This is a genomic window from Algibacter sp. L1A34, assembly GCF_009796805.1.
GTDB lineage: Bacteria > Bacteroidota > Bacteroidia > Flavobacteriales > Flavobacteriaceae > Algibacter.
Genome location: NZ_CP047029.1, coordinates 3,188,041 through 3,201,169 on the forward strand (window position 1 = coordinate 3,188,041; position 13,129 = coordinate 3,201,169).

Annotated in this window: 6 protein-coding genes and 1 tRNA gene; 6 read left to right on the forward strand and 1 reads right to left on the reverse strand. The window is 29.8% G+C overall.

Going from position 1 to position 13,129, the window contains the following annotated elements:
• The first annotated feature begins 10 nt into the window (after positions 1-10).
• The 6 genes from GQR97_RS13475 to GQR97_RS13500 all read left to right on the forward strand — a co-directional run bounded on the left by GQR97_RS13475 (position 11) and on the right by GQR97_RS13500 (position 10,451).
• A complete protein-coding gene (locus GQR97_RS13475) occupies positions 11-1,540 on the forward strand; it encodes an alternate F1F0 ATPase, F1 subunit alpha (protein WP_158849262.1) in 1,530 nt (509 codons plus the stop codon).
• A 21-nt stretch (positions 1,541-1,561) separates the two neighbouring features.
• Positions 1,562-2,476 (forward strand): F0F1 ATP synthase subunit gamma, encoded by a 915-nt coding sequence (locus GQR97_RS13480; RefSeq protein WP_158849264.1) that lies wholly within the window; start codon positions 1,562-1,564, stop codon positions 2,474-2,476.
• Between the two features lie 65 nt (positions 2,477-2,541).
• The gene (clcA, locus tag GQR97_RS13485) at positions 2,542-3,867 is read left to right on the forward strand and encodes a H(+)/Cl(-) exchange transporter ClcA (RefSeq protein ID WP_158849266.1); all 1,326 of its coding nucleotides are present in this window, start codon (positions 2,542-2,544) and stop codon (positions 3,865-3,867) included.
• Positions 3,868-4,601: 734 nt separating this feature from the next.
• Positions 4,602-4,675: transfer RNA gene (locus tag GQR97_RS13490), tRNA-Arg, on the forward strand.
• A gap of 636 nt (positions 4,676-5,311) precedes the next feature.
• A complete protein-coding gene (locus GQR97_RS13495) occupies positions 5,312-6,652 on the forward strand; it encodes a DUF4434 domain-containing protein (RefSeq protein ID WP_158849268.1) in 1,341 nt (446 codons plus the stop codon).
• Entirely contained in the window at positions 6,645-10,451 is a 3,807-nt protein-coding gene (locus GQR97_RS13500; RefSeq protein ID WP_158849270.1) for a glycosyltransferase, read from the forward strand. The genes GQR97_RS13495 and GQR97_RS13500 overlap by 8 nt, the downstream gene beginning before the upstream one ends.
• A 261-nt stretch (positions 10,452-10,712) precedes the next feature.
• On the opposite strand, the gene GQR97_RS13505 is transcribed toward GQR97_RS13500, so the two are convergent.
• Positions 10,713-12,575 carry an acyltransferase family protein gene (locus tag GQR97_RS13505; RefSeq protein WP_158849272.1) on the reverse strand — a complete coding sequence of 621 codons (1,863 nt, stop codon included), beginning with the start codon at positions 12,573-12,575 and terminating at the stop codon, positions 10,713-10,715.
• Positions 12,576-13,129 lie beyond the last annotated feature (554 nt).

Genomic DNA, 13,129 nt, shown 5'->3' on the forward strand with positions numbered 1-13,129 from the left:
TCTAAATAAAATGGGAGCGACAGATTATAATGGTTTATTAAACGATACGTTTGATGATCTAGCAAAACAGACGGAGAATCACGAGTTTAAACTAGCTCCAAAAGAAGTAGGGTGTGTTACTAGTGTTTCTGCGGGTGTTGTAAAAGTATCGGGCCTTCCCAACGCAGGTTACGAGGAGTTATTGAAATTTCCTGGAAATTTGTATGGTATTGCTTTCAATATTGAAGAAGATGAAATTGGAGCCATACTTTTAGGAGAGGACTCCGATATAAATGCTGGTGATCCCGTAGAGCGCACAAATCGTGTTATGGATGTCCCAGTGGGGAAAGCGCTCCTTGGAAGAGTTATTGGTCCTTTGGGGCAACCTATGGATGAAAAAGGAGCCATTTCTTATGAAAAAAGACTTCCTATAGAACGAAATGCCACATCAATTATGGATCGTTCCGGAGTAAGTGTGCCTTTACAAACAGGGATAAAAGTGATTGATGCATTGATCCCGATAGGAAGAGGGCAACGAGAACTGATTCTTGGCGATCGGCAAACAGGTAAGACTGCAATTGCAATAGATACTATTGTTAATCAAAAAGATAAAGATGTTATTTGTGTGTATTGTGCTATTGGTCAACGGGCTTCTTCAGTAGCTAAAGTTATCGCAGATTTAAAAGAAAATGGTGCGATGGCATATACCATTGTTATGGTTACAGAGGGTAATAATTCCCCAGGTCTTCAATATATAGCTCCCTATGCAGCCACAAGTATCGCTGAGTATTTTATGGAAAGTGGTAAAGATGTCCTTATTGTTTATGATGATTTAACAAACCATGCTAGGGCATATCGTGAACTTTCTCTTTTATTGAAAAGACCACCAGGTCGCGAGGCGTTTCCAGGGGATATTTTTTATATTCATTCTAGATTATTGGAGCGTTCTACACATTTAAGCGACGAACTTGGAGGTGGGTCTTTAACTGCACTTCCCATAACTGAAACTGAAGCACAGAATATTTCGGCTTATATACCTACCAATTTAATTTCAATTACCGATGGGCAGATCTACCTGTCTCCCAAACAATTTGAGTTAGGAATTTTACCTGCTGTTGAGGTTGGTAAATCGGTTTCTCGTGTAGGAGGTAAGGCTCAATTCCCTGCTTACAGAACTATTGCAGGAGATTTAAAACTTGGGTTTTCACAATTTGAAGAATTAGAGACTTTTGCGCGTTTTGGTTCTCATTTAGATGAAGAAACAAAACAAATTATTGAACATGGTAAGCGTATTCGAGAGATTCTTAAACAGAATGAATTACAACCTTTATCTGTAGTAGAGCAGATAGGTGTACTTCTAGCTTTAACCCATGGTCTTTTTGATACCATTTCATTAGAAAATATGCGTGAAGCCGAAGCTATAGTTATAAAAAGTATGGCTGCTTTGCCTAAAGAAGTTCAGCAAAGTTTGTATTCCAGTAAAGGAATAGATGATGCGGGAGAAGAAAGTATTTTAACAGTAGCAAAAAATGCCCTTACAACACTTCAGGAAACAGAGTAAATAAACAAAAAATAAACCATAATGGATTCCTTAGAAAGCTTAACAAGACAGATTGCAGGAGCCAAAGATCTAAACGGCATAGTGCGTACAATGAAGGCTATGGCGGCAGCTAATATTGGTCAATATGAAATAGCTATGGAGTCTTTAGGTGATTATTGGACAAACGTTTCTTTAGGACTTATTGCGTATTTAAAACATATAAACTTAGAAAGCCCTATCATAAAACAGAGTAAAAATTTTAAAAAAGAGCATAAATCTATTTGTGCTATTGTTTTTGGATCGGATCAGGGGTTTGTTGGTCAGTTTAATGATTCGCTTTCGCAATATGTCGAAAAGTCTTTATCTAGTCACGAGGGTAAAATAGAAATTTGGACTGTTGGTGTTCGCGTGCCCTTGTTATTAGCGGATATGGGGATGACGGTAACTAAGGAATTTAACCTTCCCAATTCTATTAATGCTATAACAGCTCTTATAGGATCCATTTTGATAGAGGTAGAGAAAAATCGAGAAAATGGAAGTGTAGATGAGTATTATCTTTTTTATAATCATCTGGTAAAAGAAGGCTCTTATCAACAAGAAAAATTACGTTTATTTCCTCTAGATGCAAAATGGCTTCAAGAAAAAAAGCAGTTAAAGTGGCCTACCAAAAAGCAACCCCAAGTTATAGGGGATAGTAGTAAACTAATACATCGTTTAATTAGAGAATATCTTTTTGTTACGCTTTATAAAAGCTGTACGGAATCGTTGGCAAGTGAAAATTTTAGTAGGTTGAATGCTATGCAACGGGCAGAAAAAAATATTGAGGAGTTACTTGATGAAATAGGGCATACTTATCATCGATTAAGACAAAGTTCAATAGACGAAGAACTTTTTGATGTGATCTCTGGTTTTACCGCTTTAAAGAAAGAAAAACATAATAAAAAGCCTTTGGAATAAGTTTTTATTTAACCCAAGTAAAATTCTAATAGTCTTACAAGATTAATTGTTTAATAAAATGGTTCATGCTAAAAAGATATAGTTTAAAGTTTATTAATCGATGGAGCGCGGGAGAGTATAGCAATTATAAGCTTTTGTTTTATGCTTTTTTGGTTGGTTTAATTTCTGGTGTCGTGAGCTCTTTTTTTAGACTCATATTAACATATCTAGAGACTTTAAAAACTAATGTTTTTAAAGGTTGGCTGCATCACGATTGGTTGGGTTTGTTTTTATTATTTGTGTTTACCTTTCTAGCTATTTTATTCTCGTTATTTTTAGTTAAAAAATTCGCTCCAGAAACCGCCGGTAGTGGTATTCAAGAGATAGAAGGAGCGTTGGATGGCGTGCGACCAATACTTTGGAAAAGAGTATTGCCTATTAAATTTTTGTCATCTATTTTTTCTCTAAGTAGTGGTTTGTTATTAGGGAGAGAAGGACCAACGGTTCAAATAGGAGCCAATGTAGGTAAGATGGTAGAAGATGTTTTACATCAATCCAAAGATAATAATAATGCGCTTATTTCAACAGGAGCAGCATCTGGATTAGCTAGTGCTTTTAATGCCCCTTTTGCCGGTATTATTTTTGTTATTGAGGAGATGAATGGGCACTTTAAGTTTAATTTTTATTCGGTGGCCTCACTTATGATTGGTGCTGCTACTGCCGATTTGGTGGTAAGAGCCATGGTGGCTGGTGGTCCAATAATAAAAATATCGATTTTCACTTTTGATCACCTGTCGGGTATTTGGTTGTTTATTTTATTAGGCAGTATATTAAGTGTTATTGGTGTTGCATTTAATAAATTGTTAATTAAAACGTTAGACTTTGTTGAACAATTAAAGCTGAATTATTTTAAAATGGCATTAGTGTTAGCCTTATTAATCGTGATTTTAGGAAATTATTTTCCAGATATGATTGGTGCAGGATATGAAACAATTTATAACGTAACAACTAATTCGTTTACGCTAAAGTTTCTTTTATTGTTGTTTGTAGTAAGGTTTATATTATCCATTTTTAGTTATGGTTCTGGCGTTTCTGGTGGTATTTTTACGCCTTTAATAACTTTAGGTGTTATTTCGGGTATGTTATTTGGCGGGCTTGCACAATACTTTTTACCAGAGTTGGTTCAAGATCCTGCCATTTTTGCTGTTGCCGGAATGACGGGTATTTTTGCTTCCACAATTAGAGCTCCGCTTACAGGTTTGGCTCTTTCTGTTGAAATGACAGCAAACTATGATTTAATTTTACCATTGATTTTTACAGCAGTAACTGCATCTGTATGTACAGCAATGCTTGGGAATGGACCTATATATATGAAGTTGTTGAAACGAACATTGGACCATACTAGGACTTAATAGAAGGCGTTATTTTGATTTTTTAGAATTTAGTTTGAATACTTTTAAATTGTAGTACTTGTATCCATTTATTTTTATATAATGGAGTATTATGTGTACTGGAGTAAGCCAGTTTTTTTTGCCTTGTTTTTAAACTAAATTTCATGATGTATTTTGTTTCCTATTTCGCAAGTTTAAAAAGAGTTAGAGTTTGTTCAGGAATGGTTCTGAAATTTTTTATCTGGGAGTATTCATCTTTGTATTAAAAATGATTTTTCCATACTTTACTAAAAAAAAAGTAGGAGATAAAGAAAGTACATTAGTATCAATAAGACGACAGGAGGGAATAATATTTATCCTTTTGTATGAGATGTGAAAAAAACGTATATAAAATTACAAGATTTATTTTTTAATGTATCATGCATAATAAAATGAGTTATAGGAGGGCGAGTTGTATAATGCCTTTCAAATCAGTAGTTTGTTTTTGAGTTGAGGCTGATGCAAAATAACAAGGGTTTCAAATAAATTATAAAACTATTATTAATTTGAAATTAAAAGCGATTTTTATTGTTTAGAACTCTAACTAATTATATATTTGCACCCGATAAAGTAAAACCCTTTACTTTTAAGTTCTTAAATAGCGTGTTTAAAACGTAAGTTATAGTTTAATTTTTTTAAATATAACCGTATAAATATAAGTTGTATTAGTAGAGTTTTTTACTTTTGCACTGTTTTCGTAGAAACATAAAAACTACGGGCTCTTAGCTCAGCTGGATAGAGCACCTCCCTTCTAAGGAGGCGGTCGCAGGTTCGAATCCTGCAGGGCTCACTTAAAGCTTCACTAGAAATAGTGGAGCTTTTTTGTTTTTACTTATTTCATGGTTTATTGATTGTTTACCGATACGTTATAATTTTAAATCCAATCCGTAAAAATCTAGCTCGCATAGATTCTTTATCTGAATAAGAAATAAGTTCTTGGCATATCTAAGCCTATATTTCTCTTGTTGCTCGCGGAGATTATATTCACAGTTTTTTTTTATTTCATTTTCTTAAGAAATAATCTTTAACGGCTCTTTTTAACAGTGCTATTTTTTTTGTCACAATCTGGATAAATTATTTTTTCCATAGATAGTAAAATGTTTTTAGCAATGATGTTATATCGAATTTTTTACATATTTGTTTTGCATATAATTATAAATTTATTTTAAAACATGGACTGTAATTTCTGGTTTCAATAAGAAAATTAGATAATTAAAAAGTGTAGCGATGAGGCTTTACGTAACCAAATAAAGCTTTGGTTATGATAATTAGAGTTAATTTTATTTCAATTTAATAAAATATTTTTATTACCTTTATTCTTTTAAAACCTCTCTTAAAATACCAGTAATATAAAGCTTAACATTATATAAACTAACAAAGGGTATAATTTAAAATAGAAGTATTTTTAAATTATATAATATATTATATGATTAAATTAATAATACGTTTAACGTTAATTTTACTTGGGTTATTTCTTCTTAGTTTTTTGATTTATAGATTCGTTCCTTTTAATGATAAAGTGATTGATACTGAGAAAACAGTCTATATAAAAAAAACAGGTGAAAAATTCAATATAATAAGGAATGGTGAAATTTTCTATATAAAAGGAGCTTCAGGAAAAAATTATTTAAATGAATTATCGAATATTGGAGGTAACACTATTCGCGTATATGAGACTGAGAATCTTGAAGTAATATTGGATAGTGCACAAATTAATAATATAGCAGTAATTGTTGATATTTACTTGCCAAAGTATAACAAAAATGATGATTTTTATTCATTAAAAGAAAATACTTCTAAACTAAGTGATAGTGTTCAAGAATTAGTAAATAAATATAAAAATCATCCTGCTCTTTTGTTCTGGAATCTTGGTAATGAGATTAAGTATCCTAATGTTATAATAAAAAATGATTTTATAAATACTTTTAATAATCTTATAAATCTTATACATACCATAGACTCTAATCACCCAGTATCTACATCTATTATTGGGAAAAAAGAAGTGTTTAGTATGCTTTTAAATTCTCCGGAATTAGACTTATTTGGTTTTAACATTTTTGCACATTTACATGATTTAAAATCGGATCTTAAAAAAGCTAATTATTTTGTAAAACCATTTCCTTATTATTTAAGTGAATTTGGAAATGTTGGTCCTTGGGAAGAAGAGCAATTAACGGCATGGAATGTTCCAATAGAACAAACTTCTACAAAAAAAGCAGAACAATATAAAAATCAATATGAATCATATATAAAGTCAGATAAGGAATCTCTAGGTAGTTTAGCTTTTTATTGGGGGTATAAGCAAGAATATACGCATACATGGTTTAATTTATTTGATGAAAACGGAAGGAAATCTCAAATCTGCTACTCTTTAGAATCTGTTTGGAACAATAAAAACTATAAAAATAGTAGTTTTTCACCTCGAATAAAATATATGCTAGTAGATGGAAAGGGAGCTAAAGATAATTTGATGTATAAGCCAAATGAATTAAAAACAGCGACTTTATTTTTAGAGGGTAAAGTAGATTCAACTTATACTTATAAATGGAATATTTATAAAGAAAGATGGTATGATAATGATTCTTCTGTGGTAACTAATAAGCCATTATTAAGTTCGGATAGTATACAAAATAACGGGAAACGTTTGTTTACTTTTAAAACACCTTTAATTGAAGGTCCTTACAGACTTTTTGTAGATGTATATGATAATAAGGGCAATTTTGCTACATCTAACACGCCATTTTATGTCTTAAACGATAATGAATAATTTAAATAAAATAAAGGAACCCAAAAGAAAACATAAATTTACTATTAGGCTGCTCATTATTATCGGTTTATTAAGTATTCTTAATTTTTTCTATTGGTTTTTAAAACCAGAATTAATTGAAAATAAATTACTGTTTTGGTTTTTAGCAGCTGTTTTAATTTTTGGATCTTTAAGAATTGTTTTCTTGTGGTATCATTATTGGAATATTGCGATTCCTGTAAAAGTAAATTCTAAAAAACAGTTTTCTGTTGATATCCTAACAACCTATTTTCCTGGGGAACCATATGATATGGTAATTGCAACCTTGAAAGCTATTAAGAAAATAAATCATTCTCATACGGTAACTACATATTTGTGTGACGAAGCTAATGATGATTATCTTAAAAAGTTTTGTGCAGATAATGATATAGTTCACGTAACTAGAGATAATAGGATTAATGCTAAAGCGGGAAATATAAATAATGCTCTTAAGCAAGCTACAGGCGAAATTACCTTAATATTAGATCCAGACCATGTGCCTTTTCCTAATTTTCTGGAAGAAACTATACCTTATTTTGAAGATGAACAAGTTGGCTATGTACAATCTGTTCAAGCATATTATAATTATAACGAATCGAAAGTTGCGTTAGCAGCAGCACAGCAAACATTTCATTTTTACGGACCAGTAATGATGTGTATGAATGCTTATGGAACTGTAAATGCAATTGGAGCTAACTGTATTTTTAGACGAAAGGCCTTAGACTCAATAGGTGGCCATGCTCCAGGACTATCAGAAGATATGCATACGGCAATGCAACTTCATGCTAAAGGCTGGAAATCTACATACGTACCTAAAGTATTAACAAGAGGTCTAACACCAGCGACCTTAACTGCTTATTATAAACAGCAACTTAAGTGGTCAAGAGGAACTTTAGATTTATTAACATCAGTTTATCCTAAGTTATTTAAAAATTTTACTTGGCGACAAAAATTACATTACGGCTTATTGCCAATACATTATTTATCAGGTATTTTCTTTTTAATTGGTTTTTTAATCCCAATTATATCATTGCTAAATGCGTCATTACCTTGGAAAGGTAATATTATTAATTTTGGACTTATTTACACGCCTGTATTTGCTTGTTTAATAGGTATCCATATTTATGTGCAACGTTGGTTGTTGCATAAAAGTGAAAGGGGACTTCATTTTTTAGGAGGTATTTTAATGATTTGTACTTGGTGGATATATCTCGTTGGTTTTATTTATACCGTAATAGGGAAAAAAGTACCGTATTTGCCTACTCCAAAGAATAGTGAAGGGGTTACAAGTTTTAAGTTATTGATACCTAATCTAGTTGTGGCATTAGTCTCTATTTTTGCTATAATTTATGGACTTTCTATAGATTTTACTCCATTTACCATTCTTATGGCTTGTTTTGCAGCTATTAATGCTTTTTTTATGCTGTACACTTTTCGATTTGCATATGATAAACCTTTAGCAGAAAATGCAGCTTTACAGAATTATGATAAACCATATTTAAAAAATATTAAAAATAAATTTTTTAAATTTTTTAATAAATCAGTTATTTCTATTGTTGTATTGGTAGCATTAACTTGTGGCTCTCTTCAATATTATGGCGATTATATTAAATGGAAAGGTGTTTCTCCAGAAATTAAAGTGAAAAATAAAATAAGATACTTGGGTACTTTTACACCTAAGTTTGATAATGGTTTAACAGATTTAAAAGAGCTACAAAAATCAATTCGATTTAAAGAAGGTGAATTTGATATAATTTCTTTGTATTTGGCTTGGGATGAAGATATTGAATCTAACTTTCCGAAAACATTAATAGATTCTATTTATCAACAGAAATCAACACCGTTAATTACATGGGAACCTTGGTTAAATTCTTTTGCAAGTAATAAAAACACAGATGATAAAAATTTATATGAACAAATAGAACAAGGGGAATTTGATGAGTATATATATCGTTTTTCAAAAGTTTTAAAGAATCTTAATCGACCTGTTTTTATAAGGTTTGCTCACGAATTTGATAATCCTTTTTACCCTTGGTATGTAGAAGGAGAAGAAGATAGTGAAAGTTTTAAAATAGCTTGGATTCATATTTATGAAATTTTTAAAAATGTTAGAGCAGATAATGTAATTTGGATATGGAACCCTTGGAAAGCCGAAAATGTTAAAGACTATTATCCTGGTTCTGATTATGTTGATTGGATTGGAGTTAATGTTTTAAATTATGGTAGTTTAAACAAAGATGGAAAGAATCATGATTTTATTGATTTATATAGCCCTTTTCACGAAGAATTTAAAAAGCTTCCTGCTACTCCAGTTATAATAGCTGAATTTGGATCTTTAAAAGACCCTAAATCCGCTGAGGTACAGGAAAAGTGGATAGATAGCGCATTTCAAAATATAGAAAATGAATTTGATGAAATAAAATCGGTAGTTTATTTTAATAGTAAAGTAGATAATAATTTACCACAAGGAGAAAGTTCTAGCATATATTTAGATTGGACCGTATCATCAGAACAAACCTCTATTAATTTATTTAATAGTAAAAAGGTACCTAATTATGTATTACAACCTTTTAAAAATAAAAGTAATAAAATAAAGGAATACGAAAATAATACGAATTCCGAACCCGTTAATTATACAATGGGTGTAAACCTTAAAAAGGGGCATAATTGGGATAAAGATTATCATGTTCTTACAAGAAATAATTTAGTTTCTGATTTTGAAAAGTTATCAAAACTTGGAATTAAAACAGTTAATTACTTAGGTAATTCGGTTTATGATTATAATGTACTAAATGTAAGTAAAGCTAAAGGTATTGATATTTCATATAGTTTTTGGGTGCCAGAAAATTTGGATTTTGTTCTTGATACATTAAAAACTACCGCATTAAAAAAAGAAATAGTTAATAAAGTACGTTCTTTAAAGGATAATAAACAAATCTTTAGGTGGCATATAAAAAATGATGTGTTGTATTTACAGAAAGATTTTTATCAGAAACCAGAACTTTTATATCAGAATGAAGCTTATGCATTATGGATTAAAGATTTGTTGGCACAGATAAAAAAAATAGACTCTAAAAGATTGGTTGTTTTAGATTTTGAAGTAAATAAACAAACTAAATATCACATAAATTATATTTTAAATTATGTTAAAAATATAGATATTATTGGTTTGGTAGCTGAATATGATGAAGATTTGGAAGATGTTATAGGTTTTTTGAAAAAAATTAATAAGCCTTTCGTCTTGAGTGATATAGATATAAAAACTATTAGAAATCATAAAATAATTGAGAAAAAAATACCTTTTTATATCAGGCAATGGCAAGATGAACACGAAAGTAATCATCTTAATTTTAATGGATTAATAGATAGAAAAGGAAGATACAAAGCAGAATATTCAGAATTTTTAACTTTAGTAGGTAAAAAGAAATTAGTTGATAATGATGATGTGTTCAATATCTTAAAACCATCTAGATATATTTTTGATGGTCAAAAGTATGTCTATCATGCATTGGTTTTTAATAGAGATAGTGATTCTTGGGACTTTGCATCAAAGTATAAAGATTTAAAGTATGAATGGTCATTAATAAAGTGTGATGAATTTGGTAATTATTTAGCTATAAATGAAATAGGGGAAACATCTGAATTGGTTTTAAAAGTGCCAAAGATATATCATTTGTATAGGCTACGCTTAGCAATAATAAAAAATGATAATATTATTGCTTCAATAGTAACTGAGCTAAATACGCCAATTTTAGAATTAGATGATATAAATAAAGATTAGATCGATTAAAAAGTGTTGATTTTTAAGTTTTACTTCTTTTTTGGTTAGTATTTGTTTTTAGGTATTATCTCAAAATAAGCCTACTTGTAAGTAGATAATTCTAGATATTTTATTTCTTTTGTATTATTATACCCTATATTTTTTAATTCGAGTGAGGTGTTTTTCTTAGCATAAATTCACGAAAACAACGTTTTATATTATTGTAAAAAACGACAGTTTCTTTTTACGTAACATCAAAATAAATATATCAATTATATGTTTTTATTTCAATATTTGTTCATTTAATATTAATTTAAGATACTCGTCTGCTCCCCATAGAGTAAGGTGGTTTTTGTCAAACATATAGGGTATGTAGTCTGGTGATACTTTTTGATTTAGAAGATTATAGACATCAATATAAATTTCCTTTGGAATAAACGATTTAAGAAACTCGTTTGTATCGTAAGATTTAATGTTAATAAAATCAGTCATATCTATGTATTTATACACTATTTTTTTACTCGATATAGCAGGGAACGGGAGAGAATAGTTTTCAGTCTGACCAATAATTTTAACTTTAATGTTATTTTGTTTAAAATAATCAATTAGCTCTATTATTTTAACTTTTAGATCATCATTTGAGTATCCTTGTCCACCAGACCAATTTGCTGAAATAATTACCAAGTCTATTTTTGTAGAATTTTCAGGTATAAAATCCTTCAAAATGTAATTGGTTAGCTTTACATTTTCCTCTCTACCATTACTATTCAATAAAGGAAAACAGTAAGAGGTGGTCGCCTGAATTAAATTCATGTCTAGTAAATTCAATGCATTTTTAAGACTTAAAGAGAATTCTGCGGCATGGCTATCTCCCATTAAAAGAACATTTTTTTTTGAATCGGATAATTGAATACAATCAGCATTAGAAAAATCTTCATAATAAAAGCTATCATCGAAAAAACATTTCCCTACATTAAACTGGTCTGTTATTTGGTCTAAATGACCTTCTTTATAATCTGCCAATTCTAGCGTTTTATCATTAATAAAAAGCTTGTTTATATGGAAAGACCCCATGATTACAGAAAAACCTATTACAATTAAAGGTATTAATAATCTTCTTTTTAACGAAAAGAAAAGATTCTTATTTGTTTCGATATATTTATATGAAGCATAAGAAATTAGAATAACAACAGCTAAAAGTATTATTGTAAAATATACTCCTTTAAAGCCTAGGCTAGATGCAATTACAAATAATGGCCAATGCCATAAGTATAGTGAGTATGATATTTTACCAAAAAAACCGATAATTTTGTTTTTAAAAAGTGTAAAAGGTGTATTGCATAGTATTAAAACAGAAGCACTAACTACAGGAATTAATGTATATAAACTAGGCCAATTAGGCCATGAATAATTTGAATCATACGTGAATATAAATACTCCCATTGTAGTTAAAGAAATAATGGATAAAATATTTCTTAAATTAGTCGGTACCTTTTCTACAAAGCGATCTTCATATAACACAATCAAGCATCCAATTAGCATTTCCCAAGATCGTGCCGGAAACATATAGAAGGCAAATGATGGGTGATGATTGCCAAGCCAGATAGAGACAGCAAAACTAACAGCAAGCGCCGCTATTATAATCATACTAAATACCTTTCTGTTGTTAAGAAAAAGTTTTTTAATAAGAAGTAATAATAACGGGTAAATCATATAAAACTGCCACTCTACTGACAGGGACCAAGAATGGAGTAATGGATTAGTATCTGAGGATGGGTCAAAATAACCTGAATTTAACCAATAATAGATATTTGATAGAAATAGCTCACTACTTATTGCATATTTTGATAGTAGTTTGTGTTCAGATGGCCACAAGAAAATACTTCCTAATAATTGAACAGCAACAATTAATACTAATAAAGTGGGTACTATTCTAACAAATCTTTTTTTATAAAAAACGATTAAAGAAAAAGATGATTTTTCAAATCCTTTCAAGATAATTTTTGACATCAAATAGCCTGATATCACGAAGAAAATATCAACACCTGCAAAACCTCCAGAAAAATATGGAACTTTAAAATGATAAAATATTACAAAAATTACAGCAAAAGCTCTTAAAGCATTAATGTCATTTCTAAACTTCATATAAATATCTTTGCTAACTTAAAGTTTAACTCCAACTTTTTAAACTCAAACAGCTACTAATTGACATTGCAATTCGGCTATACAATTACTTAGTGTATGGCTAGTAGGTGAGAGGTTTAGTAGTTAGCTTTTAAGTATTTTCAAATCAAATATAAACATTTTGTTTTTACTTTTTTAATATAGAAAAGACAAATTTTACATTTAGCGATGCTTAGTCAAGCTTCAAATTGTAATAAACTAAAATGAGTTGGATCAAGCTCGTATAATCCATAGGTGTATTAGCTTTTATATGCGTGAAAGTGATAGTTTGATTTTCTTATCATATAGATGCTTTATGTTTATAAAATAAGAAAATTAATAACTTGTTTTTAAACGAATTATCATATATTTTTGAATAAGTTTTAATCTATAAATTATCTTTTTTTCAATTAGTAATTTTATTAAGCCAATAGCTTCAGGGGCTCAATGAGTGTATAATGTTACTAATTATATCATTAGAAAAAAGTGAGGTCTAAAACCTGTATCACAAATGAAGGAAAAAAAATAATACTTTT